General features: G+C 64.5%; 25 protein-coding genes and 2 pseudogenes. 6 read left to right on the top strand and 21 right to left on the bottom strand.

What is annotated here, in order from left to right; all coding sequences use genetic code 11:
* Position 1: 1 nt before the first annotated feature.
* From E2F46_RS06830 to E2F46_RS06750, 17 genes and pseudogenes are all read right to left on the bottom strand, one after another.
* On the bottom strand, positions 2 to 1,495 hold the full coding sequence (locus E2F46_RS06830; protein WP_055765270.1) for an efflux RND transporter periplasmic adaptor subunit: 1,494 nt from the start codon (positions 1,493 to 1,495) through the stop codon (positions 2 to 4).
* Entirely contained in the window at positions 1,492 to 2,814 is a 1,323-nt protein-coding gene (locus E2F46_RS06825; protein WP_243720335.1) for a TolC family protein, read from the bottom strand. Before E2F46_RS06825 ends, E2F46_RS06830 begins: the two co-directional genes overlap by 4 nt.
* Positions 2,815 to 2,943: 129 nt before the next feature.
* Positions 2,944 to 3,366 carry a hypothetical protein gene (locus E2F46_RS06820; protein ID WP_133321320.1) on the bottom strand — a complete coding sequence of 141 codons (423 nt, stop codon included), beginning with the start codon at positions 3,364 to 3,366 and terminating at the stop codon, positions 2,944 to 2,946.
* Positions 3,367 to 3,608: 242 nt separating this feature from the next.
* Entirely contained in the window at positions 3,609 to 3,809 is a 201-nt protein-coding gene (locus E2F46_RS06815) for a heavy-metal-associated domain-containing protein (RefSeq protein WP_100322961.1), read from the bottom strand.
* A 154-nt stretch (positions 3,810 to 3,963) separates the two neighbouring features.
* Positions 3,964 to 4,443 (bottom strand): Cu(I)-responsive transcriptional regulator, encoded by a 480-nt coding sequence (cueR, locus tag E2F46_RS06810; RefSeq protein WP_133321319.1) that lies wholly within the window; start codon positions 4,441 to 4,443, stop codon positions 3,964 to 3,966.
* A gap of 108 nt (positions 4,444 to 4,551) precedes the next feature.
* On the bottom strand, positions 4,552 to 7,131 hold the full coding sequence (locus E2F46_RS06805) for a heavy metal translocating P-type ATPase (protein ID WP_243720334.1): 2,580 nt from the start codon (positions 7,129 to 7,131) through the stop codon (positions 4,552 to 4,554).
* Positions 7,132 to 7,253: 122 nt separating this feature from the next.
* Positions 7,254 to 7,457, bottom strand: a pseudogene (tatB, locus tag E2F46_RS06800) (Sec-independent protein translocase protein TatB); the annotation flags it as partial.
* Positions 7,458 to 7,490: 33 nt separating this feature from the next.
* Positions 7,491 to 7,724 carry a Sec-independent protein translocase subunit TatA gene (gene tatA, locus E2F46_RS06795; RefSeq protein WP_096209561.1) on the bottom strand — a complete coding sequence of 78 codons (234 nt, stop codon included), beginning with the start codon at positions 7,722 to 7,724 and terminating at the stop codon, positions 7,491 to 7,493.
* A gap of 104 nt (positions 7,725 to 7,828) precedes the next feature.
* Positions 7,829 to 8,758: a copper homeostasis membrane protein CopD gene (gene copD / locus E2F46_RS06790; RefSeq protein WP_129135899.1), complete on the bottom strand. Its 930-nt coding sequence runs from the start codon at positions 8,756 to 8,758 to the stop codon at positions 7,829 to 7,831.
* A 10-nt stretch (positions 8,759 to 8,768) separates the two neighbouring features.
* Complete coding sequence (gene copC, locus E2F46_RS06785; protein WP_100322964.1) at positions 8,769 to 9,152, bottom strand: copper homeostasis periplasmic binding protein CopC; 384 nt, start codon at positions 9,150 to 9,152, stop codon at positions 8,769 to 8,771.
* A 102-nt stretch (positions 9,153 to 9,254) separates the two neighbouring features.
* Positions 9,255 to 9,623 carry a four-helix bundle copper-binding protein gene (locus E2F46_RS06780; RefSeq protein WP_243720333.1) on the bottom strand — a complete coding sequence of 123 codons (369 nt, stop codon included), beginning with the start codon at positions 9,621 to 9,623 and terminating at the stop codon, positions 9,255 to 9,257.
* A gap of 52 nt (positions 9,624 to 9,675) precedes the next feature.
* On the bottom strand, positions 9,676 to 10,200 hold the full coding sequence (locus E2F46_RS06775) for a DUF411 domain-containing protein (RefSeq protein ID WP_223675297.1): 525 nt from the start codon (positions 10,198 to 10,200) through the stop codon (positions 9,676 to 9,678).
* A gap of 13 nt (positions 10,201 to 10,213) precedes the next feature.
* Positions 10,214 to 10,723, bottom strand: a complete 510-nt coding sequence (locus E2F46_RS06770; RefSeq protein ID WP_133321318.1) for a YybH family protein — start codon at positions 10,721 to 10,723, stop codon at positions 10,214 to 10,216.
* Positions 10,724 to 10,807: 84 nt separating this feature from the next.
* The gene (locus E2F46_RS06765) at positions 10,808 to 11,986 is read right to left on the bottom strand and encodes a copper resistance protein B (protein WP_133321317.1); all 1,179 of its coding nucleotides are present in this window, start codon (positions 11,984 to 11,986) and stop codon (positions 10,808 to 10,810) included.
* 5 nt (positions 11,987 to 11,991) lie between these two features.
* Positions 11,992 to 13,845: a copper resistance system multicopper oxidase gene (locus tag E2F46_RS06760; protein WP_133321316.1), complete on the bottom strand. Its 1,854-nt coding sequence runs from the start codon at positions 13,843 to 13,845 to the stop codon at positions 11,992 to 11,994.
* A gap of 103 nt (positions 13,846 to 13,948) precedes the next feature.
* The gene (locus E2F46_RS06755; RefSeq protein WP_133321315.1) at positions 13,949 to 14,365 is read right to left on the bottom strand and encodes a CopL family metal-binding regulatory protein; all 417 of its coding nucleotides are present in this window, start codon (positions 14,363 to 14,365) and stop codon (positions 13,949 to 13,951) included.
* Positions 14,366 to 14,480: 115 nt separating this feature from the next.
* Positions 14,481 to 15,400, bottom strand: a pseudogene (locus E2F46_RS06750) (cation diffusion facilitator family transporter).
* A gap of 597 nt (positions 15,401 to 15,997) precedes the next feature.
* On the opposite strand from E2F46_RS06750, the gene E2F46_RS06745 reads away from it, so the two are divergent.
* Complete coding sequence (locus E2F46_RS06745; protein ID WP_425599806.1) at positions 15,998 to 16,144, top strand: IS3 family transposase; 147 nt, start codon at positions 15,998 to 16,000, stop codon at positions 16,142 to 16,144.
* A gap of 71 nt (positions 16,145 to 16,215) precedes the next feature.
* Here the strand turns inward: E2F46_RS06745 and E2F46_RS06740 are convergent, their stop codons facing one another.
* On the bottom strand, positions 16,216 to 17,205 hold the full coding sequence (locus tag E2F46_RS06740) for a zinc-dependent alcohol dehydrogenase family protein (RefSeq protein ID WP_133321314.1): 990 nt from the start codon (positions 17,203 to 17,205) through the stop codon (positions 16,216 to 16,218).
* A gap of 144 nt (positions 17,206 to 17,349) precedes the next feature.
* On the opposite strand from E2F46_RS06740, the gene E2F46_RS06735 reads away from it, so the two are divergent.
* Positions 17,350 to 17,592 (top strand): LysR family transcriptional regulator, encoded by a 243-nt coding sequence (locus E2F46_RS06735; RefSeq protein ID WP_207949544.1) that lies wholly within the window; start codon positions 17,350 to 17,352, stop codon positions 17,590 to 17,592.
* Positions 17,593 to 17,674: 82 nt separating this feature from the next.
* Here the strand turns inward: E2F46_RS06735 and E2F46_RS06730 are convergent, their stop codons facing one another.
* Positions 17,675 to 18,454: an SDR family oxidoreductase gene (locus E2F46_RS06730; RefSeq protein WP_243720331.1), complete on the bottom strand. Its 780-nt coding sequence runs from the start codon at positions 18,452 to 18,454 to the stop codon at positions 17,675 to 17,677.
* 205 nt (positions 18,455 to 18,659) lie between these two features.
* Positions 18,660 to 19,565, bottom strand: coding sequence for a LysR family transcriptional regulator (locus E2F46_RS06725; RefSeq protein ID WP_133321313.1), 906 nt, complete (start codon positions 19,563 to 19,565; stop codon positions 18,660 to 18,662).
* A gap of 154 nt (positions 19,566 to 19,719) precedes the next feature.
* On the opposite strand from E2F46_RS06725, the gene E2F46_RS06720 reads away from it, so the two are divergent.
* The 4 genes from E2F46_RS06720 to E2F46_RS06705 all read left to right on the top strand — a co-directional run bounded on the left by E2F46_RS06720 (position 19,720) and on the right by E2F46_RS06705 (position 21,914).
* Positions 19,720 to 20,127, top strand: a complete 408-nt coding sequence (locus E2F46_RS06720) for a ketosteroid isomerase-related protein (protein WP_133321312.1) — start codon at positions 19,720 to 19,722, stop codon at positions 20,125 to 20,127.
* A gap of 1 nt (position 20,128) precedes the next feature.
* Positions 20,129 to 20,737, top strand: a complete 609-nt coding sequence (locus E2F46_RS06715) for a GNAT family N-acetyltransferase (RefSeq protein ID WP_133321311.1) — start codon at positions 20,129 to 20,131, stop codon at positions 20,735 to 20,737.
* Complete coding sequence (locus tag E2F46_RS06710) at positions 20,734 to 21,609, top strand: carbon-nitrogen hydrolase family protein (protein ID WP_133321310.1); 876 nt, start codon at positions 20,734 to 20,736, stop codon at positions 21,607 to 21,609. The genes E2F46_RS06715 and E2F46_RS06710 overlap by 4 nt, the downstream gene beginning before the upstream one ends.
* Positions 21,610 to 21,689: 80 nt before the next feature.
* Positions 21,690 to 21,914, top strand: a complete 225-nt coding sequence (locus tag E2F46_RS06705; protein WP_207949536.1) for a hypothetical protein — start codon at positions 21,690 to 21,692, stop codon at positions 21,912 to 21,914.
* A gap of 184 nt (positions 21,915 to 22,098) precedes the next feature.
* Here the strand turns inward: E2F46_RS06705 and E2F46_RS06700 are convergent, their stop codons facing one another.
* Positions 22,099 to 23,163 (bottom strand): alkene reductase, encoded by a 1,065-nt coding sequence (locus tag E2F46_RS06700; protein WP_133321309.1) that lies wholly within the window; start codon positions 23,161 to 23,163, stop codon positions 22,099 to 22,101.
* Positions 23,164 to 23,222 lie beyond the last annotated feature (59 nt).

Raw genomic sequence — 23,222 nt, 5'->3', positions numbered from 1 at the left:
GTCAGTGCCCCTCGTGGCTGGTGGCGGGAGCAGGTGTGCCGTGGTCGTTCATCGTTCCATGGTCGCCATGGCTGTCATGGCCGTCGGACGCGCCAGGATCGCTGGCGGCAGCCGGTGGATCTCCCGATGTCGCCGGTATGGCATGGCCTGCGTGGGGATCAGCGACCTCGTCAACATGACCTGCGTGCGGATCGACGGCGTCCTCACCGTGCCCGGCGTGTGGATCCTCAGTGGTGCCCGAAGGCGCGCCGTGTCCTGCATGACCCTCAAGCCCCTGGAGTGCCGACTGCAGGTTGCTTTCGGCGTCGATCAGGAAGTTGGCGGAGACCACGACCTGTTCGCCTTCGGCGATCCCGTCGAGCACTTCGATGCGATCGCCGCCACGGCGACCCAGGGTGACGTCGCGCGGTGCGAACCGGCCGGGGCCGGTCTCGACCAGCACCACCTGGCGCGTGCCGCTGTCGAGCACGGCCGAGCGCGGAACGGTCAGAACCGGTCCAGCACCCGGCTCCTCCAGCACCACCGTCCCGTAGAGCCCCGGCCGGAGGTCGCCGTCGGGGTTGGGCAGGGCGATGCGCACATCCACGGTGCGCGTCATCGCATCGATGACGGGCTGCACGAAGGTGACCGCGCCCTCGGCCACCTGGCCCGGCAGGGCCACGGTTTCAAAGCGTGCGGGCTGGCCGGGCTGGATGCCCGCGGCCTGCGCCGCCGGGACCTTCGCGATCACCCACACCGTCGACAGGTCCGCCAGGCGCAGGATGGTTTCGCCGGGCTCGAAGCGTGCGCCCTGGACCACCGGCTTCTCGATCACGACCCCGTCCGCGGGCGCGGTGAGCACCAGCCCCGTCTTGCCGAGTTGCGCGTCGCTGATTTCCCAGTTGCGCAGGCGGGTGCGTGCGGCATCGCGCAGGCGGGTCATCGATGCCGCGCTCGCGGGATCGGACCCGGCCAACCTGCGGGCGGTCTCGTCGGCCAGCCGGTATTCCTGCTGCGCCGCCGCCAACTGTGGGCTGTAGACGGAGAGCAGCGGCTGCCCGGCGCGGACGCGCATGCCGGTCTGGTTCGCGTACAGCCGCTCCACCCAGCCTTCAAAGCGGGGCGCGATCGCGTACTGCCGGGTCTCGTCGACCTCGACCGTGCCGCTGGTGCGCACGGTGGCGGACATGGCTCCTCGCTTGACCGCCTCGGTGCGCACGCCCAGCGCCTGCACCTTGTCCGGGGGCAGCACCACCGTACCCGGCGCCGCCGGCGGGGCGTCGTCGGCATAGACCGGGACGTAGTCCATGCCCATCGAATCCTTCTTCGGCACCGGCGACGTGTCCGCCAGGCCCATCGGATTGCGGTAATAGAGCACCTTGCGTTCCGCGGCCGCTGCCTCGGCGGACGTGGCTGCGGTGGGCGAATCGTTCGTGGCGCGGCCCGCCATCCAGCCGACGGCGAGTGCGGCGAGTGCGACGCCGATGGCGAGCGACAGGGTCTGGACACGGGTCATCGGATATCTCCTTCGATGGCGCGCACGGCGGCGGCGCCCAACAGTTCGTCACGCAGTGCATCGACCCGTGCGAGGTCGGCGCCCTGCCATTCATTGAGTGCTTCCAGCAGCGTCCCGAAGTCGACTTCGCCGACCTGGTAGCTGGCCAGTGCGGACTGCCAGGTGGCGTCGGCCTGCGGCATCAGCGTGTTCTCGACCAGCGCGCGGCGCTCGCGTGCGCTGGTCCACTGCGACCAGGCGGAAGCGCCGCGTTCCTCGACGGCCCGCAGCGTGGCGTCTCGGCGGGCCAGCGCCGCGTCTTCGAGCAGGCGCGATTCGCGCTCGCGTTCGCGACGCGCGCGCTGCTGGAACGGGATCTCGACCTCGAGCATCAGCTCGGTGCTTTCGATGCCGTTGCCGTACTGCATCGCACCCACGCCCACGGTGATGTCGGGAAAGCGGTTGCGACGCTGCAGTACCACGTTCGTGCGCGCGGCCTCGGCGCGGGCCTGCTGCGAGCGCACCGCGGGGTGCGCATTTGCGTCATCCAGTGCCTCGGTGAGCGAGGCGCTGTGGACGACGAGGCGCGGCGCCTCATCGGGAGTCGCCAGCGGTGCATCGGAACGGCGTCCCAGCACCGCGTTCAACATGGCGGCTGCCTCCTGCTTGGTCGCGATGCGTTCGATCCGCTCGCGCTGCAGGCTGGTCTGCTCGACCTGGGCGCGGATGGCATCCTGCTGCGCGGCGCGGCCCAGCGCGTAGCGCACGCCGGCCATTTCTTCGACCTGGCGGAGCAGGGCGATGCGGCGATCGAGCACGGCCACGGCCTGGTCGGCGTGCCAGTAGCGTGCGTAGGCCGCCTCGGCATCGGACAGCAGGTCGCGCGCCGTGGCGATGCGGTCGAGTCCGGCCGCGATCGCATCCTGGCTGGCCGAGGTCCGCGCCAGGCCGCGCTTGCCCCAGAGCGGGAAGCGCTGGCGCAGCGCGTAGTTCACCTCGCGCTCGGCACCGGCGGTGCGCCAGGGCTTGTCCGGATCGAGGCCGCGGAATCCAACCGAGGCCATCGGATCGGGCAGGGCACCTGCGGGAAGGATCCTCGCTTCGGCGGCCTGGGTTTCGAAGTCCATGGCCCGCAGCTCGGGGTTGTGTTCCAGAACCCAGGTGCGGATCGACTCGAGGCTGTGCCCCGGGATGGGTTCGGTGGCGGTCGCGGGCAGCGCCAGCGTCCACAAGCCGCCGGCGAACACGCAGGCAAGCAGGTGCCGGAGCAGTGGCCGACGGCGGAACAGCGGGTAAGGGTGCAGGCGCCTGGCCTGCATCGGGTCGAACAGGGATGCCATATCAGTGTCCTTGGGCCGACGCGACGCAGGTCGCTCGGACGAGGGCAGGAACACATGCCGTGACGCAGCCACGGCGCGAACGCACAGGACCGCGCCGCACAGTTGTGCGGGCGGGTCAGCGTTCGGGCATCAGATCAGCAGGAGAGCCGCGGGATGGGCGGTGGGCCGGTGCCAGGCGGCCCTGGGGGGCGATTCCACCCAGCTGGGCGTGACCCCTGGGCCGGCATCGGCGACCTCGGCCACGACGAACCAGGAGACCCACGCTCCGACAAACAGCGGCGGGACCGGTGGGATGCGCCCACTGTCGGCCGAAATACCCCCCTCGCTGCAGTGCGCGGCACACACCGCCCTGTCCGCCGAGGGAAGCTCCGCGTCGCAGCCGTGGCCGTGGTCGTGGGGGGTATCCGCGCCGGCCGCGACTGCGGCGGCGGGTGTGCCCGGAAGATCCAGGCAGCCGCCATGGCTGGCCAGCGCGAGCTGAGACCAGAGCAATGCCGCCATCGCGAGGAGGGCGGTGCGCTGGAACCAGCTACGGTGACGACGGCGGATCATGGCTTGAGGTTACCTTTTGCTCGGTCAGATGCAACTGATCCAGATCAATCCCCCGGGCAGATCGGGTGACTGGACCGGCATGGCCGCTTTCGGTGTCGCCGAAACCGGAGCCGACCCGGCCAGGCGAAGCGCGCGGGCCACAACCGACACCTAGCTCAGTCTCATGGCGAGCGCCGCAACCATCGGGCTCAGCGGGATCCCCGAGCGCGAGTAGAGCGCGCCGGCGGCGGCCGGAACCAGCTTCAGGCTGATCGCTCGTCCGGGTACCCAGCCTCACTGAGCGCTGAGAGGAACGCGCCCCCGTCCATGTCGCTATCGACCCTCACCTGACGCGTCGGTGGGTCGGTTTCGATGCGGGCTTGGGGGTCCACACTGAGCAGTGCCTTCTTGACGGACTTGGCGCAGCCGCCGCATGTCATGTTTGGAATGTGGAAACGAAGCATCTTGATCTCCTGATCGACTGTGGTGTCGGATCAATATGGGGTTTGACAGCGTGGCAAGGTCAATCGGCTATCAGCAGAATGTTTGCAAGCTGCTCACGGCTGGCCGACAACGGCGCCGAGAACTCTTGCGAATGCACGTCCGACCACGAATGAGTCATCTGACGCCGCGGTTACGCGAGGAGGCGGGCGTGTCGGCCCCAAACCGAGGCGTCCTATGTGGACCCTGCGAACGCGACTCCGCCGCTGTTGGCTCGGCCAGATCCGCAAGGATCGGGCATTCCGGTCGGTCATCCCCGTGGCAGTGGTCGGCCAGATGCTCGAGCGTTTGCACCATCGCCTGCAGCTCGGCGATTCTCGTCTTCAGTCCGGCGGCATGGGAAAGCGCCATCGCCTTGACGTCGGCGCTTGCGCGGTCACGGTCGCGCCACAAGACCAGCAGTTCTGCGATCTGTTCGACAGAGAAGCCAAGGTCTCGTGCGCGACGGATAAAGCGAAGGCTATAAGCGTCAGGCGTGCTGTAGTGTCGGTAGCCGGCCTCAGAGCGCGCAGCTTTGGGGATCAAGCCGATCTGTTCGTAGTAGCGGATCATCTTCGCCGACACGCCTGAAAACTTGGCTGCTTCACCGATATTCATCATTCTCTTTTCCTGGTCACCCAAGGATGCTTGGTTCGACACGCTAGGCCGGCGTCCGCCACATCGATCCTGTCTTGGTGTTCAGTCAGGCGGCACCGTGTCTTAGGATCAATGTTCGATTGCCTGGCGCGGATTGGGCAATGCCGCCCCGCTCTGGGGCATCCCCGTACGGGTTTCGATCGTTATGGGAGCCTGGAAGCGCTTGAGCCGGAGCGCGTTGCCGAGCACGAAGACACTGGAGAGGGCCATCGCGGCCGCAGCGAAGATCGGCGAAAGCAACATGCCGTTCACCGGGTAAAGCGCACCCGCCGCGACCGGGATCAGCAGGGCGTTATAGGCAAAAGCCCAGAACAGGTTCTGCTTGATGTTGCGGATCGTCGCTCGGCTGAGCGCGATGGCATTCGTCACGCCGCGCAGGTCGCCCGACATCAGCACCACGTCGGCGGCCTCGATCGCCACATCGGTTCCCGTGCCGATGGCGAGCCCGACGTCCGCTTCGGCCAGCGCCGGCGCGTCGTTGATGCCGTCGCCCACGAAGGCGACCCGCGCGCCATTGGTCCGGAACTTCTTCAGCGCCGCGACCTTGCCGTCGGGCAAGACCTCGGCCGCGACTTCATCGATGCCGAGCTGCCTGGCGATCGCCGCGGCCGTCGCGGCATTGTCGCCGGTGATCATCGCGACCTTGAGTCCCAGCGCATGCAACGCCTTGATCGCCTCGGGCGTGGTCTCCCTGATCGGGTCGGCCACCGCGATCACCGCTGCCAGCCGGCCGTCGATCGCGGCATAGAGCGGACTCTTGCCTTGGTCGCCGAGACGCTGGGCGACAGGCAGGAAGTCCGACACATCGATACCGATCTGCGTCATGAATCGGTCCGCGCCGACGGCGACGGCGACGGTGCGACCGGCGACCTTGGCCGACACGCCGAAACCCGGCGTGGCCTCGAAGCCCCCGACGGGTGCGAGCGTGATGTCCCGCTGCTTGGAGGCGTCGACGATCGCTTCTGCGATCGGGTGCTCGGAGCGGGTCTCGACCGCGGCGACAAACGCCAGGACTTCGTTGAATTCGAAGCCTTCGGCAGGCACCAGGTCGGTCAGCTCCGGGCGCCCCTTGGTCAGCGTGCCGGTCTTGTCGAGCGCGATGACACTCACATCGCGCAGCGCCTGCAAGGCCTCGCCCTTGCGGAAGAGAACGCCGAGCTCGGCCGCGCGGCCCGTCCCGACCATGATCGAGGTCGGCGTGGCCAGCCCCATGGCACAGGGACAGGCGATGATGAGCACCGCGACCGCATTGACGAGCGCGAAGGACAGCGCGGGCTCCGGTCCGAAGGCCAGCCAAACAAGGAAGGTCAGCGCGGCCCCGGCCATCACTGCCGGGACGAACCACATGGTGACCTTGTCGACCAGCGCCTGGATCGGCAGCTTGGAACCCTGCGCTTCCTCGACCAGGCGGATGATCTGCGCGAGCACCGTGTTCGCGCCGATCCTCGTCACGCGGAAACTGAAAGCGCCGGTCTTGTTGATCGTGCCTCCGACGACATCGGCGCCCACCCCCTTCGATACGGGGACCGGCTCGCCGGTGATCATGCTCTCGTCGACATAGGAGGCGCCCTCGACGACCTCGCCGTCCACCGGAATCTTCTCGCCCGGACGAACCAGCACGACGTCACCGGTCGCCACCTGATCGAGCGGAATTTCGACCGTATCGCCGTTGCGCTCGACGCGCGCGGTCTTGGCCTGGAGTCCGACCAAGCGCTTGATCGCCTGTGAGGTTCGCCCCTTGGCGCGCGCCTCCAGCGAGCGCCCGAGCAGGATCAGGGTCACGATGACCACGGCGGCCTCGAAATAGACGTTGGCGGTGCCCGGGGGCAGCACGTCGGGGACGAAGGTCGCGACGACTGAATAGCCGTACGCGGCCGCCGTGCCAACCGCGACCAGTGAATTCATGTCGGGGGCAGCGCGCAGCAACGCTGGTACGCCCTTGCGGAAGAAGCGTAGCCCCGGACCAAACAGCACGAGGGTGGCGAGCGCGAACTGGATATACCAGTTCGTCTGCTGACCCAGGACCCCCATCACCCAATGATGCATGGCGGGAATCAGGTGGGACCCCATCTCGAGGATGAAGACTGGCAAGGTGAGGACGGCGGCAATGGTCAAAGCCCGCCGCAGCCCCCGTGCCTCGCTCTCACGACGCTCGGCGTCATGATCGCCTGCACTTGCCGTATCGACGGACAAGCGGCGGGACTTGTAACCCGCCTGTTCGACCGCCGCTTCAAGGTCCGCCGTGGAAACGACCCCGGCAAGGTGGCGCACCCGCGCGCGCTCGGTCGCCAGGTTGACGTTGGCTTCGAGCACGCCCGGGATCTGTGCGAGCGCCATTTCGACCCGGCCCACGCACGACGCGCAGGTCATGTCCTCGATCGCGAGCTCGGTGGTCTCTTCGCGCACCGTGTAGCCGGCACTCTCGATGGCGCGAACCGCAGCCCGCGGATCGGCCAGGCCAAAGAAGGTGAGGTCGGCACGTTCGGTGGCGAGATTGACCGCGGCTGTCTGGACGTGAGGGATGGCTTTCAACGCGCGCTCGACGCGGCCGACGCACGAGGCACAGGTCATGCCCTCGATCGGCAGGCTCAAACGGGTGGCGACGCGCTTCGGTGGATCGAGGACCGCGTGGATGGGAGCGGAGGTCATGGAACTAGCTCTTCAGCGAGGACGTGGTACCAAGCTTAAAGATTGCCACGATGGCAAGGTCAAGGACTGAGGCGGCCCGACAGCTCGGCACGTGCTACCCGCGCGGCCAGGCCGCTGCGTTCCTCGCGCGCCTGACTCAGGCTGCGCCGGAGCTCCTCTTCGCCCAGTTCGCGCTCCAGCTCGGACTTCACCGAATGCCATTGCGCGCGCGCGCGCCGGACCCACAGGCCGGCGAACCTTGCAGCGTTCGGCAGGCGCTTGGGGCCCAGCACCACCAGAGCGACCACCGCGATGACGAACAGCTCGGAAAAGCCAATGTCGAACATGCCTTGAGTCGGGCTCGGACCGGAGTCGCGTGCTCAGCGCGGGACACTTTCGTCGTGGTGGCTGCGCTCGGCGTCATGGCTGCCAGCGTTTCGTGCGTCGATGCTCAACTGGGCTGGCGGCGTCACTTGATCGTCGCTGACACCCTGCTTGAAGCCCTTGATCGCTTGGCCAATGTCGTGCCCGGCGTGCTTCAGCCGCTTGGTACCAAACACGAGCACCACGACTGCAAGCACGATCAGCCAGTGCCAGATACTGAAGCTTCCCATAAGAGCCCTCTCAATGGTTGATGAAAAGAACACCTGCTCCGAGACAATGAGTACTGGTAGCTGCGGAGCGCTTGGATAATCAGTGATGCACAACGGTTGCAGCGCTACATGGGACTGAGGGTCCCAAGCACGGAAACAACGCCCACGATCGACGTGGCCAATATGGCCTCCGCCGCCAGACTCTGCCGCAGGGCGCGCACTTCCTGCGCAGGGTTTCCGCTGGTCAACGCCCGTCCCAGGCGTGGCACCAGCGCCCAACGGTGCAGCGCTCCCAGTCCGAGCATTCCGCCGAATAGAGCGAGCTTGACCAGCAACAGGTTTCCGTAGGTGCTTTGCACCAGCGTCGGCAAGGACCAAGCGGTGAGATCACCGTAGTGCGCGATACCGGACACGATGAGCGCAGCTACGAAAATCGTGCCCAGCGTCGAAAAGCCATGTAGAAAATCATGCGTGGATCGCAGGCGGTCGTTGCGGGAGGCTTCCTTGCCTTGCAGGAGCATCCCCAAGAACATCAAGACCGCTGCGACCCAGCCGCCTGCTGCGAGAAGGTGGACGAGACCCGCGGCAAGCCGGACCGCACCTGCCATGCCCTCGCCAGCAGCGGCGTGGCCGTTCCATGCCAGCGAAGCGAGTGCGCCGCCCGCCAGCGTCGCCGCCAGCGGGAAGGCGGACTCCACCGTCCCGCGACGACGATGCCACCCGAGCAAGAACGCCATGGCGATCAGCAGCACGCTTCTCGCCATGGCTGCGCGGCCCGCGGACGTTTCGAGCAGATACCAGCCAAGCGATTCGCGATCAACGTCGGCAATCGGCATTCCCATGATGCCGGCGGTCTTGAATACGACATCGGCCCCGGTGAGCACGAGCCCGACGGCGGCACTCACCAACAGAATGCCCATGAAGGGCCATCCGGCCAGGGCGTCGGCGAGTGCCGGTCGCCGCAAACCATACCAGCCGAACAGCGGAACCCCGAAAAGAACCATGAGAACCATGTATTCCAGGAATCTCAGTGCGTAGGCCGACAGGTCGAACATCCTCGACTCCTCAACGCACCGTGAAGCTGAAGCTGCCCGGCATGGGGTGGTTGTCACCTCCAACAGCGCGGTATTCCACCGTGTAGAGACCTGGAGCCAACGGACGAGGCAACTTGGCACGCAGGGTCTTGCCGTTGTTGACGATCTCGGTCGTGACGTTCTCGATCGGCATAGTGGAACTGCCGTGCTTCATGAGCAGGTTGAGACGCGACGCGCGCGGAATCAGCGTCTCGTTGAACACGAGATCGATCTGGCTTGGGGAGGCCACGACCGCATTTGCTGCCGGTGTGGACTGCTGTAACGCCGCGTGGGCGCGCGCGACCTGCAGCGAAAACTGCCCTGCCGCGATTGCGAGTACGAGCGCGAAAGAGCGAAAAACGCTTGAAGACTTCATATGGACCTCTTTGTGAACTGATGCAAAGCCCCGTTGGTGGGCGCCGTGCCTTGTGAAATCGGAGGTGAGGATCCCGCCATCGCAGGCGGGACCCTCGATGCATCAAGCTGCCATGGCGCTGCAGCTTTCCGCGCATCGACGACACGCTTCAGCGCAACGCGTCATCTCGGGGTCGTTCATGGCATCGCATGCATCCGCGCACTGGCGGCAGATCTCCGCGCAGGCACCGCAAATGACGTTATGAACGCTCGTACCGCGCAGCATCGCGTCGGCGCTGGTGGCACAGATATCGGCACACGTCGCCAGCAGGGCGATGTGCTCCGGTGCTGCGTGTGCACCTCCCTTGGTCAGGCAATAGTTGATGGTCTCCAGGCAAATCACATGACATTGCGTGCAGTTGTCGATGCACGTGTTCATGGCCTGGGACCGGTGGTCTTCGGAATGGTGAGTCATGTGGATCTCCTGCTTCATCGCGGACGAGAATCGGCGCGCCCGCTACACCGCCCCCTGATTCGCCGATGGCTCAGTGCTGCGCGAATGGTTCGGTGGTTCCGTCGTGATGGACCAGTTCGACCGTGTAGGGCTGCTGGCGCCCATCCGGGACTTCCATGCCCGGCGACCCGAGCGGCATTCCGGGCAGGACCAGGCCCCGTGCGTCCGGCCTTTCCTCAAGGAGGCGCTTGATGTCGGCGGCTGGAACATGGCCTTCGATCACGTATCCGGCGATCTCGGTGGTGTGGCAGGACCCCTTTGCGTAGGGCACACCCAGTCGCTCCTTCACTGGGCCCAGGTCATCCATGTCGTGCACGTCCAGCGCGAAGCCCGCTTTCTTCATGTGCTCGATCCAGGCACCGCAACATCCGCAGGTCGGGGTTTTATGGACGGTCATGCGTGGCAGGGCTGCTGGAGTCACGGCGGGTGTTCCCGGGACGACCTGTGCTGTCTGCGCGGTGGTGGATTGCGCAGGCGTACTGGCCTGCGTGCAAGCACCCAGGCCGGCGACCGCGAAAACCACCCACGTCAGTCGGTTCAATCCGTAAGCATTCATGTCGGTTCTGCGCTCAGCGCTTGGTCCGCGAGGACCAGTGGATGTGGACGATCCGCCAGCCGTCGGCGGTCTGCTTCAGCACCATTGTCTCGGTGCTCAGAACGGTCAGGGGCTTGCCGTCCTTCTGGGCGTGCAGCTCGCTTTCGGTTCCCACCCATGCGAACTCACCAGCGGTTCGTGCGCGCTGGCGCAGGAGTTGGCGATGGGCGTCCTTGAGGAACGCCGCGTCGCTGATGGCGTGGTGGCCCAGATATTCCTCGCGGCTGTGCTCGGCACCACCGGACTCGAGGATGAGGACGTCAGGAGCGAGCAGGGATCCGACCGTTGCCAGGTCTTCGCTGGACAGTGCGGTGTTGAACCGCTCTACCACGGCGACGGCGGCCGTGGCGGCGGCAGGAACATCCACGTTCGCCGCTGCCGCAGTGGCGAGGTGATGTGCATGCGCCTGGGTTGTCTGCGCCATAGCGGGCGACACAACGGCAAATGCCAGTGCGAGGGCGAGGGTGACGGGTGTTACGTTCATGCGTGAACTCCGAAATCAGTGGTGTGTGTGTCGCTGAAGAAACTTCAGCCAGCCTTGCGTACGCTGGCTCAATGCCAGTTCCTGTCAGAACCAGATGCGGACGCCCGCCACAATCCGGGTGTCGTCAACATCGCCTGATGCTGCGCGACGGAGGTCTGCGGTTCCGCCGTAAGCACGCTCCCAGACCACGCCGACATAGGGCGCGAACTGTCGATGGAACTCGTAGCGCAAGCGGAAACCGGCTTCGACCTTGCTCAGCCCACTGCCGATTCCCACCGCCGGATCGTCCTTGCTCCAGGCCTCGCCTTCGACCAGCCACTGGCCGATCAGCCGGTTGGTGAACAGCATTTCGTATTCGGCTTCCGCACCTACCCCGAGCTGACCGGACTCGCCTAGGTAGGCCGTCGCGGAGACTTCGAATTTGTACGGCGCAAGACCGATCACACCGAGCGCGGCATAGGTGCGCGACGGCCCGCCGCCGAAGGCGAAGTCATGGCGGACACCGGCGACTGCGTCCCACCATCGGGCGATCGCTCGGCCGTACAGCACTTCCACATCCGCCGACTCGGTGGATCCACCTGCACGCTCGCCCTCGCTGCGCAGCCAGAGCCGGTTCAAGTCGGAACCCACCCAGCCTTGTGCTTCCCAGGCCATGCCGGTGCCGTCCTCGTCCGCGTCCCACGCCTCTAGCCGGTCAAGCGCCCAGTAGGAATTGATCGATTCACCATGCATCAGGTGCTCGTCGAGGTCCGGGAACGCCGCAGCCCGATCTGTCGGCGTGACAACCGGGATTGGCTCGCGCGGCTCGGCCGTCGGCGGCAGGTCCTCGCTGACACCAGGTTGATGGCCCATGGAAGCGTGATCCATGCCCGAGTGATCCATGCCGGAGTGATCCATTCCGGAGTGATCCATCCCGGAGTGATCCATCCCGGAGTGATCCATCGTGGAGTGGTCCATCGTGGAGTGGTCCATCGTGGAGTGGTCCATCCCGGTGTGTTCGCTGTCGGCAGGATTCGCAGCTCCGTGCCGCATGTTCCCGTGGTTCATCGTCCCGTGATCGTCGGAACTCTTGTCCGGTGAAGTCGGTAGATGGCCGGCGTGCGGATCCGCGGGCCTTGGCGACGATGGTGACGCAGCCGGCTTGGCTGCCGGATGGTGTGCGGCGTGGTCCGTCTCCTGCGCCCACGCCGGGGCGCAACCAGTTGCAAGAACGAGTACGGACGTCAGGCCGATGGCTAGGGAGTGACGATTGGAACGGCTCATGGCGTTCATTCCTCCACCCGCACTTCGCGGAACATGCCGGCTTCCATGTGGTAAAGCAGGTGGCAATGGAACGCCCAGCGACCCAGCGCGTCGGCGCGCACGCGAAAGGCCCGCTTCGTACCAGGCGGCATGTCGATGGTGTGCTTGCGCACCATGAAGTTGCCGGACTCGTCCTCGAGGTCGCTCCACATGCCGTGCAGATGGATCGGGTGCGACATCATCGTGTCGTTGACCAAGACGACTCGCATGCGCTCGCCGTACTTCAGACGCAGGGGTTCGGCGTCAGCGAACTTCACTCCATCGAACGACCATGCAAAGCGCTCCATGTGACCGGTCAGGTGCAGCTCGACCGTGCGGCCGGGCGCGCGCCCGTCGGGGTCGGGGAACGTGCTGCGCAGATCGCCGTAGGTCAGTACGCGTCGGCCGTTGTCGCGTAAGCCAATGCCCGGATCATCGAGTCTCGGCACAGGGGCCATCGTCTGCATGTCGACCAGCGGGTTGCCGGTTTCGGTGGCTGGATGCTCCTGCATCCCGCCGGCACCGTGGTCCATCCCGGCCATGCTCCCTCCGGCGGCCGTGCCTGCTGCCATCGACGACATGTCGTGACCGCTGTGGTCCATTCCGGCCATGGCACCGCCGGCCATCGCACCGTGCGACATCGAAGACATGTCGTGACCGCCGCCACCCATCCCGCCGTGGCCCATGTCGTCCATGGTGAGGAGTGGCTTGGGGTCGACGTCCGGCACCGGCGCCCGCAAGCCTTCCCTGACGGCGAGTGTTCCGCTGATGTATCCCGTGCGGCCGCTGTCCTGGGCAAAAATGGTGAACGCATCCTGCCCGGTCGGCTCGACAATGACGTCGAACGTTTCAGCGGTGGCGATGCGGAACTCATCGACCGTGACCGGGCGGACGTACTGTCCATCGGCCGCGACCACCGTCATCTTCAGGCCCGGGATGCGCACATCGAAGTACGTCATTGCCGACCCGTTGATGAAACGGAGGCGGACCTTCTCGCCCGACCGGAACAGCCCGGTCCAGTTGCCGAGCGAGGTCGTGCCGTTCATGAGGAAGGTATAGGTGTTGCCGTTGACGTCCGACAGGTCGGTCGGCGTCATCCGCATCTGGCCCCACATCTTGCGGTCCTCGACCGTAGCGGCCAGGCCGTGCTGCTTCACGTCGTCGAAGAAGTCGCCGACCGTCTGCTTGGAGAAGTTGTCGAAGTCAGACCGCTTCTTGAGCCTGGCGAACAGGCGCTTCGGATCGAGGTCGGTCCAGTCGCTGAGCATGACCACGTAATCGCGGTCATAGGCGAAGGGCTCGGGTTCCAGCGGCTCGATCACCAGTGGCCCGTAGAGACCGGCCTGCTCCTGGAAGCCGGAATGGCTGTGGTACCAGTAGGTGCCGCCCTGCACGACGTTGAAGCGGTACTGGTAGGTCTCGCCACGGTTGATGCCGTTGAAGCTCAGCCCGGGCACGCCGTCCATGTCGGCCGGCAGCAGGATGCCGTGCCAGTGGATCGACGCCTGCTCGCCATGGATCGAGCCGCGGGGCAGGGCATTGCGGACCCGCAGGTTGACGGTGGTGCCTTCCCGCCAGCGCAGCAAGGGTGCGGGAATCGATCCGTTGACTGTGATCGCGGGGCGCGTGGCGCCGGTGAAGTTCATCGGCGTCTCGCCGATGGTCAGGTCGAATTCGGTGCCCGAGAGCACGTTGGGCAGGCCCTCGGCCTTGACGGCCCAGCTGGAACGGGGCCACAGGCCCAAGGTTGCGACGGCCCCGCCAACAGCAAGGCCCTGGACGAAGCGGCGGCGCGACGGGGCAGACAGCCCCTCGGCACGGCCGAAAGAATCGGATGACATGGGAACTCCGGGAAAGGTCGAAGGCTCGCGGGACGAGCGTTACCCTGTCAGTGCGGAGCAGCGGACAGGATCCATCAGCGCCTCGGAAGGCGCGCAGGGACACTTAGCCGATCGGAGGTCGGAAGAGATTGGTCAGGGCCGCGGACGCGTGCACCGACAGGAACGGTTCGGCGGTGTGCCGGTACCGGATGGTGAAATCGGCGAGTGCCGACCCGGCGAGCGCCGCTGCGCAATGGTGCATGCAGGGGCAGCAATTACCCGCCTCAGAGCAGTCGTCCCACGGCGATACCGCTCCGGCCTCGTCAGTGGCCTGGGGGTGATGGTGTTCATTGGCCCCCGTAGCAGCCGCTGCTCCTCCATGGCAGGCCGCCATGGCCTCGGCTGCTGTCGGTGCCGAGGTGACGTCACCGGCGGAGTCGCGCACGTGCTCCATGTGCATGGACGCGCCAGCGATGCCCGGACCGTTGGCGAGCAAGGCAACGACCAGGAACAACCGCATCAGGAGCGCGCGGAAAGGCATGCGCCTTAGTATACGTGCGGATATAAACTCCGGATGAATACAGTGACAACGCACGGGGGATCGAGCCGCGGGTCTTCGTCGCCTGCCTGACCCAACGTCGCCTCCCGCTTTTCGGCTACAGGGCCATGTCTTCGTAGCTGCGGGGATCGGAGACCGGTTCCAGGTGCCCGGTCACGCGCATGGCGGGAAACTCCGCCACGATCTTCTCCACCAGGTCTTCCATGGCGTCATGCCCGCGCAGCACCGTCCAGTCGCCGGGCACCAGCATGTGCATCTCCATGAACTGGCGGGCCCCGGACTCGCGCGTGCGCACGGCGTGGAATTCGATCCGGCCCGGTTCGGCGTGCGCGTCCAGGATGGCCTGGATCCGGGCGTTGTCCTCGGGGGACAGGGTCGCGTCCATCAGGCCGGAGGCGGATTCGGACATCAGCCGGTAGCCGACAACCAGGATGTTCACGCCCACCAGGATCGCGATCACCGGATCCAGCCAGTTCCAGCCTGTCAGCCACGCCAACCCCAGGCCCACCACGACCCCGACCGAGGTGTACACGTCGGCCATCAGGTGCTTGCCGTCGGCGCGCAGGGTGATGGAGCGGTGGCGCGTGCCGACCTTGATCCGATCCGCCCGACGATGCCGTTGAGGACGGCGGCCATGATCGAAACGGCGAGGCCGATGCCGAGCGATCCCAGCGGCCGGGGGTTGAGCAGGCGATCGATGCCCAGGTAGATGATCGAGGCCGCGGCGACGAAGATCATGATCCCTTCCAGCGCGGCGGAGAAATACTCCGCCTTGCTGTGGCCGAAGTGGTGGTCGTCGTCGGCCGGCCGGGCGGCGATGGTCAGCGAGACCAGGGCGACGATGGCGGCCACCAGGTTGACCATCGATTCGGCGGCGTCCGACAGCAGGCCCACCGAGCCGGTGATCGCCCAGGCGCTGCCCTTGAGCAGCACCGTCAGCACCGCGGTCACGATGGCCAGCCAGGCGTATTTCCTCAGGTCCGGCGTGGCTTCGGCCGGTCTGTCGCGGGGTTTCATGGCGACCATTGTCTGCTGTGCGCGCGGGTCCGGCCAGCCGAAGCCTGTCGCCTCACGATCACCAGGGTCGCCCGGAATCTCCACGTGGCCCGTACGTACACGTTGTCATTGCGGCGCGCGCCGGGCGATTTCCTCGCGCGGCGGAGGATGCCCCCGTTGGTCATGGTCTACCACACCCACCGCATCCCGAGCAGTTCGTCGCTGACCTGAAATCGCTCAGCAACAGCTAGCCGTTGGGGCGCCGAGTAAACGATACCGGCGCCGTGATCGTAGGCCGCTTTGGCCGGAAGCGAACATCGATAGGGCAGGGGATTAGGGATGTTTATCGGGGATAGGGCGGCCGTCCACGGGGAGCGGGCCACTGAACCAGACTCCTGTGGCGGCGCACCAATGCTCAGAAGCTCCCCTTGTCGTAATCGCGGAGGAAGTCGGCCAAGGGCACGAGAGTGGAGGGTGGTTTGTGGCCAAGACGCATAGGCGATTGAGTTCCCCGAGCAGCGACCCATCGCGTCATGAAGGGCTTGGCCTGCTTCTGAGAGGCCGCTTGTCCTTGATGCGTGCGGTCCCGCCATGTGAGGCTGTACCGACCGTCGGAGTGTGCACGACCGCCAAACGGCTGCCTTGGACGTATCCGAGTACATCGAAGGCTTCTACAATCCGATCCGTCGGCACAGCTACCTCGGTGGCGTTAGTCCCATCGAGTTCGAAGCGGCACATCGGTCCCGCCGCTCAGGTGTCCACTAAATCCTGGTAACTCCAGTTGGACGGGTTGAACTGGGGCCGAAAGATTCTGCTCTCAGCCCCAGAAATGGCGATTAGACTGTCACCACGATCTTTCCAATCTGCTGATTGGTCTCAAGGAAACGATGGGCTTCCTGGATGTCACTTAGAGGGAAGGTCTTGGCGATTATCGGGCTCAGTGCTCCAGACTCCAGCCCCTGCAGAATAAACGCCTTGGCACTTTCAAGGACTTCTGGGTCGGCCACAATTTCTGCATAGAGATAGCCCTTGAGGGTTAGGCTTTTGCCCAGCACGGTAAACAGCGGGAATGGCGTCGGTTCCGAGCTGAGTGCACCGTATACCAGCAGAATGCCACCTCGGGCCATGCTCTGCGTGAGGGGCTCGAAGGACCGCCCGCCAACCGGGTCGAACACAACGCGGGCGCCTTGTCCGGCCGTTATCTCCATCACGCGCTCGACGATATCCTCTTCGTCACTCACGATCACATACGCGGCACCAGCATCCAGAAGGGCCTGTTTCTTCGCACGGGTTCGCGTGATTGCAATTGGTGTGGCGCCGACCATACGTGCTATCTGGAAGGCAGCCAGACCAACACTGCTTGATGCCGCGGTGACAAGGACAAAGTCGTGTTGCCCGAGTTTGGCCTGCTCGATGAGTGCACCCCAGGCGGTGACGTACTGCATCCAGGACGCAGCAGCCTCTTCGAAGGACAACCTCTCGGGGCTCTTCACCACCAGATGAGCAGGTACATTGGCCATCTCTCCGTAGGTGCCCCAACGGGCGATGTCCAGAGGCGGGATGAGAGCGACTGCATCACCCACCTTGATCCCGGTTACTGCGCTACCCACTGCAACCACGATGCCTGCGGCCTCGTAGCCCAGGCGGCTAGGGAACTCGGCTTCCTGTAGGTATGCGTGATTGCGAAACATCACCTCGGCTCGGTTCAAGCCAATCGCTTTGACGCCAATCTGCACCTCGTTTGCCGCCGGTGCCGATACGTCCAAATTTTCCAGCTTCAGAACACTGGCGTCACCGTACTCATGGATTCTGACAATGCGTGCCATTGCGGATACCTCGTTTTTGAATGGGCTTCGAAGTGCGCAGGAAAGGTCTGCGGCTAATCGAAGAGTGAATAAAATGTAATCATTGGTTGGTAGCGGATAAAGGCCTACTATGGCGTAATACTTGAAACAGAGAGTTTTTAATGTATCGCCCGACCCAGATGGCTACGTTCGTTAGAGCTGGGATCATTCAGCGCTGCTGCGGATGACCTCAACCTATCCCCTCAGTTGGTGGGAAAGCAGGTAAAAATGCTCGAACAACACCTGGGGGTTTCCTTGCTGCATCGGACTACGCGCAGGCAAAGCATCACCGGGAACACAATGGCGGCTATTGGCCGACACCCATCTGATGCAACAAACTCAAACCGGCCAAACGCGGTTATCTGGTAGCTACAGAACCAGGGGGCGATTCACACAGCTTTTCACTCGATATAAGCGGGGCCTGACGCCGAAGCGGCAGGCCCTCAACTCATTAGAATTCCTGCACGGTTGGGCGCAGAACGATCTCGTTAATATCCACGTCAGCAGGCTGCTCAATTGCGAAGGCGATAGCCCGAGCGACGGATTGAGCGGGGATTGCATGCTTGTAGAAGTCCACCACGAAATCGCGGCTCTGTTGGTGGGTGCTGCCGAATTTCAAATCGGAGTCCACGGCACCCGGTTCGATAGTCGTGGTGCGAATGCTGCCACCGACTTCGTGACGCAGTCCTTCGGAGATGGCCCGCACAGCAAACTTGGTGCCGCTGTACACCGTGCCGCCAGGGCTGAATACCTTCAGGCCTGCAACCGATGCGATGTTGATGAAGTGGCCACTGTTTTGTTTCTGGAAGACCGGCAATGCAGCCGCGACTCCGTACAGCAGCCCCTTGATGTTGATATCGATCATGCGATCCCACTCGTCAGTGCGAGCATCACTGAGCGGTGCAATCGCCATCAGCCCGGCATTGTTGACCAGTACATCAATGCGCCCGTAGGTGTCCACGGCACCTTGAATGAGCGCTTTGACTTCTTCCTGAGAGGTGACATCGGTCTGATACGCGATTGCCTGACCACCTGCATTGGTCAGCTCAGTCACCAATGCGTCGAGTTTATCTTTGCGGCGTGCGGCCAGCACTACGCGCGCGCCAAGCGCAGCAAGGTGGCGTGCAGTCGCTTCGCCCAAGCCACTGCTGGCGCCGGTGATAACGACAACTTTTCCAGAAATGTTATTGCTCATGTTGAGAACCTCATCGGCGGGTTTGTATTTCGCCATGGCTGATTAACCTGACGGTGAACAAATCTTAGTCCCATGATTGGTCTCAATAAATGGAAATGATTGGATTAAGCTATTCCTGAATATGGAACAAATAGGAGGGCAACATGCTTAACCGGGGATTACCATTCAACCGGAGGGGTGAGCCACCGAGCCTCAGTGCCCCGCTTTCCAAGGTGTGTGCCCTACAGAGTCTTGCGACGCGTCAGGGCAAAGCTGACAACGATCCAACGGCGACCAGCATTTCATCAAATACCGCTCGAACCCTTCCCGGAATTGGGCCACGCTGAGGCCGATAGACGTACAACCCCCATGCCGGAGGTTCTTCGTTCTCCAGCACTTGCACGAGCTTCCCGCTGGCAATGTAGGGGGCGGCCATGTAGTCCGCCAGTTGCGCGAACGCGATCCCGGCCAGCGCCGCTCCCATTTCCATGTCGGCATTGTCGGCGACGAGAGTGGGTGCGGTAGGTGTCCACTGGCGTCCCGCCTTGAAGTGCCAAGGCCAGGGACGGCCGGTATTGATATCCAAGGCCACGGTAACTGGCAGGCTGCTTAGCGCATCGATTTTTGCAGGTACGCCCACTTTCTTGATCAGGCGCGGAGCGGCAACGATGGGGAGTCTCATGTCGGCGGCCTTGCGTGCGACGAAGCGGCTATCGCGCATGAATCCGACCCTGATCCCGACGTCAATCCCTTCGTCAACCGTATTGCTGATGCGATCGGACAGGCGCACATCCAGCGTGATGCCGGGATGACGCTCGGCCACGCGCTCCAGTGCCGGTAGCACCGCTCTGGTGCCCAAGCTGTGCGGTGCGGTGATGCGAACCGTACCGGACAGAGAGGCCTGCTGGTCGGAGCCAGGCGTTCGCCACAGATCCTCGAACCGCTCCAATGCGGGGCGCACTCGGTCTAGCAGCCCTTCGCCGAAGGCGCTGATGCGCACCTGGCGCGTGCTTCGATGAAACAACACCTCGCCGTAGTGTTGCTCCAGTTGCTGGATGGCACGGGTTACACCTTGCGGAGAAGTCCCCAGCCGGGCGGCCGCATCGCGAAAACTGCTGCTTTCGGCCGCCACCCGAAAGATGCGCAGTAGTTCCATTTCTTTGTTCATGACGCACGCCTCATGGCCGATTTCGCTGCTCGTTGATTGTTCCAGATTGTGAAATTATAAAATCGAAACAATTCCATATACAAGGGCGGCGCGGTTGCCCAGACTGACAACACCCCGGAATGCTCCGCTCCGAACAACCCAATAAGGAACGCGAATGAACGCTGACACTCTCATCACTGCCTACTACGACGCCTTCAACCGCGGCGACCGCGAGGCCATGCTGTCAATGTTGACCGATGACGTCGCGCACGACTTGAACCAGGGTGCTCGTGAGGTCGGTCGCGAAGCCTTCCGCGCCTTCCTGCAGCGCATGGACCGCTGCTATGGCGAGCAACTGCGCGGGATCGTGGTGATGGTCAGCGCCGACGGCCTGCGTGCAGGCGCGGAGTACGTGGTGCATGGTGAATACAAGGTGACCGACGAGGGGCTGCCGGAAGCCGAAGGCCAGCGCTACGTGCTGCCGGGCGGCGCGTTCTTCGACATCCGCGATGGCAAGATCGCTCGTGTCACCAACTACTACAACCTCGGCGACTGGATCGCACAGGTTGGAGGGGACGCCTGAAATGACCAGCGACGTGCAGGTGCTGGTTCGTCGTGGACCGGACATTGCCGAATGGTTCGATGCCGTGGCAGGCCTGCGGGCGAGCGTCTTCCGCAGCTTTCCTTACCTGTACGAGGGCGACACCGAATACGAGAAGCATTACCTCGCCACCTATGCCCGCTCGGCAGGCAGCGTGCTCGTGCTCGTGCTCACCGGCGACGAGGTGGTGGGGGCGTCCACCGGATTGCCGCTAGGCGAAGCCGAACCGGCCTTCCAGGCGCCGTTCCTCGACCGAGGCATCCCGGTGGAGGAGGTGTTCTACTGCGGTGAATCCGTCCTGCTCCCGGCGTTCCGCGGACAGGGCCTTGGGCATCGCTTCTTCGATGAGCGCGAGGCGCATGCCCGTTCGCTGGGTGGCATCCGCTGGACCTCGTTCGCATCGGTGAATCGGGCAAGCGATGATCCACGGCGGCCGGCCGATTATCGCGGCAACGACGTGTTCTGGACCCGCCGTGGGTACACGCGGCAGCCGGACATGCAGGTAAGCCTGCCGTGGAAACAACTCGGCGAAGCGCACGAATCCGAGCAGACGCTGACGATGTGGCTGCGTCCGCTGGAGGCCGGGCAATGAAGATCGCCGTCGCCAAGTACGCGGTTGGCAACCCCGCCGACTTCGAGGCCTTTGCCGCACACCAGCGCCAGATTCTGAGAGAAGCATGCGGTGCCGGCGTCGAACTGGCCGTGCTGCCTGAATACCTGTCGCTCGAACTGGCGTCAACGTTCGCGCCCGAAATCAGCCGCGACTTGAACGCTTCGCTGGCCGCGCTGCAAACGCTGCAATCCGAGTGGCTGGCGCTGTACGCCGACCTGTCGCGCGAGCTGCGCCTGGTCATCCAGGCCGGCACGTTCCTGACCGAAGTCGCCCCGGGACGCTATCGCAACCGCGCGTGGTGGTTCGCCCCGGACGGCAAGCGCGGCTATCAGGACAAGCTGCAGTTGACCGGATTCGAGCGGGACGCTGGCGTCATCGAGGGCGGCGACGAACTCAAAGTCTTCGACTTGGCGGGCGTGCGCGCCGGCATCGCCGTCTGCTACGACAGCGAATTCCCCTTGCCCGTGCGCGCCCAACGCGAAGCCGGCGCCCGTCTGCTGTTGGTGCCGAGCTGCACGGACACGCAGGCGGGCGCGACCCGGGTGCGCGTCGGCTGCATGGCGCGCGCACTGGAGAACCGGATGTTCGTAGCGCAGGCGGTAACCACCGGGACCGCCGACTGGAGTCCGGCTCTGGATACGAATACCGGCGAGGCCACGATCTACGCGCCGATGGACCACGGCTTTCCCGATGACGGCATCCTCGCGACGACCCGCGGCGGGCAAACGTGGGCGATCGCCGATCTCGACATCGACGCGCTCGAACGCCACCGCGCGCAGGCCCAGGTGGCCGTCGACCTCGATTGGGATGGCCAGAAGGCGCCGGCATTCCGGCAGGCCCGGCATTCGTGACCGGCAATTCCTTTCACCCCGCACACCACCCCGAACCCGAGCGCGGAATGCCCGCCGTCAGGTTCACTACAACCCGAGCCATGACCGTGACGAAACTCCCCGTACTCGCCCTGCTGTGCTCTTCGCTGTTACTGCCCCTCTCCGCGCATGCCGGCGATGGATGCGACGGCCTGCCGAACTGGCAGCAGCTCAAGCAGGCCCTCGCCAATGCCCGCAAGGACGCCAACGGCGGCTTCAACCTCGACATGTGGGGCACCGTGGTAGCGACCGACGGCACGTTTGCGCCGTCGCCCATACCGGCGTAGCGCGCCGTGTCGGCTAGGGGGGCTGGCTCACCTGCAGGATGGTCGCAACTGTCTCGGGCAGGGGCTGTGCCTGCAAGCGTGCCAGCACGTTGATGACGTGTTCGCAGCTCACAGCTTCGCGAGATCGAAGGGTAGAGCCTTGGGTATAAAGTGGCTCGTTTCTTCGGTCTTCTGGGGCGGTGACTTACGCGACCTGCAGTGTCGGATAGTCTGTATAGCCCTTGGCGCCACCTGCGTAGAACGTGGTGGAGTCAGGCGCGTTCAGCGGTGCCTTGGCCCTGATGCGTGCGGGCAGGTCCGGGTTAGCCAGGAAGGCGGTGCCAAAGGCCACAGCGTCAAGCTTACCTTCGGCAATAGCTGCCTCTGCCTCATCAGCGCTGTAACCCATATTGCCCACCAACACACCCTTGTACTTTTCACGCGCTACGGGCATGACATCGGCCTTCTGCACGCCGAAGAAATCGGCGCGCATCACGTGCAGGTAGGCTAGCTTGAAGGCATTGAGCCTATCGGCCACGAAGCCGATGAGGGCCAGCGGGTCGCTGTCTTTCATGCTGTTGAAGCTGTTGAGGGGCGACAGGCGCAGACCCACACGTTCGGAACCAATCGCCTGGGTCACGGCAGTGAGTACCTCGAACAGCAAACGTGCACGGTTTTCCAGCGATCCGCCGTAAGCATCGGTGCGCTGGTTGGGCGTGTCGCGCAGAAACTGGTCAATCAGGTAGCCGTTGGCGCCGTGTACTTCCACACCATCAAAGCCGGCGGAAATGGCGTTGCGTGCGCCTTGAGCAAACGCAGCCACGATGCCGGGAATCTCTTCGACGGTCAGGGGGCGGGGCACCGCGTGCGGCACCTTGCCTTGGGGCGTGTGGATCTCACCCTCAATAGCGGTGGCGCTGCTGGAGACAATGGGGGCGCCATCGACAGCGCCAGGGTAGGCTGCGCGGCCAGCGTGCCAGATCTGCATGAAGATGCGTCCGCCCTTGGCGTGCACCGCGTCGGTCACCTGCCTCCAGGCTGCAATCTGCGCGTCGTTGTAGATGCCAGGCTCATTGACGAAGGCCGATGTACCGGGCGCCACCATGGTGCATTCGGAAATCAGCAGGCCGCCGGCGGCTCGCTGGCTGTAGTACTCGGCCATCAGCGCGTTGGGCATGTGGCCAGCGTCGGCACGGGCGCGTGTCAGTGGTGCCAGAAGGATGCGGTTGGGCAGGGTGAGAGAACCTACTTGAAGTGGATTGAATAGCATGTGGATGAAAACCCAGATTAGTGAACAGAAAACAGTGGTAAAGCTAACAGTATTCCCAA

This window comes from Luteimonas aestuarii (assembly GCF_004357985.1).
Lineage (GTDB): Bacteria > Pseudomonadota > Gammaproteobacteria > Xanthomonadales > Xanthomonadaceae > Luteimonas > Luteimonas aestuarii.
This window is presented reverse-complemented; position numbering and strand designations above follow the sequence as displayed.

Coding starts and splice junctions, on each gene's coding strand:
- E2F46_RS06830 (WP_055765270.1), bottom strand. CDS start 1,495: ATGACCCGTGTCCAGACCCTGTCGCTCGCCATCGGCGTCGCACTCGCC.
- E2F46_RS06825 (WP_243720335.1), bottom strand. CDS start 2,814: ATGGCATCCCTGTTCGACCCGATGCAGGCCAGGCGCCTGCACCCTTAC.
- E2F46_RS06820 (WP_133321320.1), bottom strand. CDS start 3,366: ATGATCCGCCGTCGTCACCGTAGCTGGTTCCAGCGCACCGCCCTCCTC.
- E2F46_RS06815 (WP_100322961.1), bottom strand. CDS start 3,809: ATGCTTCGTTTCCACATTCCAAACATGACATGCGGCGGCTGCGCCAAG.
- cueR (WP_133321319.1), bottom strand. CDS start 4,443: ATGAATATCGGTGAAGCAGCCAAGTTTTCAGGCGTGTCGGCGAAGATG.
- E2F46_RS06805 (WP_243720334.1), bottom strand. CDS start 7,131: ATGACCTCCGCTCCCATCCACGCGGTCCTCGATCCACCGAAGCGCGTC.
- tatA (WP_096209561.1), bottom strand. CDS start 7,724: ATGGGAAGCTTCAGTATCTGGCACTGGCTGATCGTGCTTGCAGTCGTG.
- copD (WP_129135899.1), bottom strand. CDS start 8,758: ATGTTCGACCTGTCGGCCTACGCACTGAGATTCCTGGAATACATGGTT.
- copC (WP_100322964.1), bottom strand. CDS start 9,152: ATGAAGTCTTCAAGCGTTTTTCGCTCTTTCGCGCTCGTACTCGCAATC.
- E2F46_RS06780 (WP_243720333.1), bottom strand. CDS start 9,623: ATGAAGCAGGAGATCCACATGACTCACCATTCCGAAGACCACCGGTCC.
- E2F46_RS06775 (WP_223675297.1), bottom strand. CDS start 10,200: ATGAATGCTTACGGATTGAACCGACTGACGTGGGTGGTTTTCGCGGTC.
- E2F46_RS06770 (WP_133321318.1), bottom strand. CDS start 10,723: ATGAACGTAACACCCGTCACCCTCGCCCTCGCACTGGCATTTGCCGTT.
- E2F46_RS06765 (WP_133321317.1), bottom strand. CDS start 11,986: ATGAGCCGTTCCAATCGTCACTCCCTAGCCATCGGCCTGACGTCCGTA.
- E2F46_RS06760 (WP_133321316.1), bottom strand. CDS start 13,845: ATGTCATCCGATTCTTTCGGCCGTGCCGAGGGGCTGTCTGCCCCGTCG.
- E2F46_RS06755 (WP_133321315.1), bottom strand. CDS start 14,365: ATGCCTTTCCGCGCGCTCCTGATGCGGTTGTTCCTGGTCGTTGCCTTG.
- E2F46_RS06740 (WP_133321314.1), bottom strand. CDS start 17,205: ATGGCACGCATTGTCAGAATCCATGAGTACGGTGACGCCAGTGTTCTG.
- E2F46_RS06730 (WP_243720331.1), bottom strand. CDS start 18,454: ATGGCGAAATACAAACCCGCCGATGAGGTTCTCAACATGAGCAATAAC.
- E2F46_RS06725 (WP_133321313.1), bottom strand. CDS start 19,565: ATGAACAAAGAAATGGAACTACTGCGCATCTTTCGGGTGGCGGCCGAA.
- E2F46_RS06720 (WP_133321312.1), top strand. CDS start 19,720: ATGAACGCTGACACTCTCATCACTGCCTACTACGACGCCTTCAACCGC.
- E2F46_RS06715 (WP_133321311.1), top strand. CDS start 20,129: ATGACCAGCGACGTGCAGGTGCTGGTTCGTCGTGGACCGGACATTGCC.
- E2F46_RS06710 (WP_133321310.1), top strand. CDS start 20,734: ATGAAGATCGCCGTCGCCAAGTACGCGGTTGGCAACCCCGCCGACTTC.
- E2F46_RS06705 (WP_207949536.1), top strand. CDS start 21,690: ATGACCGTGACGAAACTCCCCGTACTCGCCCTGCTGTGCTCTTCGCTG.
- E2F46_RS06700 (WP_133321309.1), bottom strand. CDS start 23,163: ATGCTATTCAATCCACTTCAAGTAGGTTCTCTCACCCTGCCCAACCGC.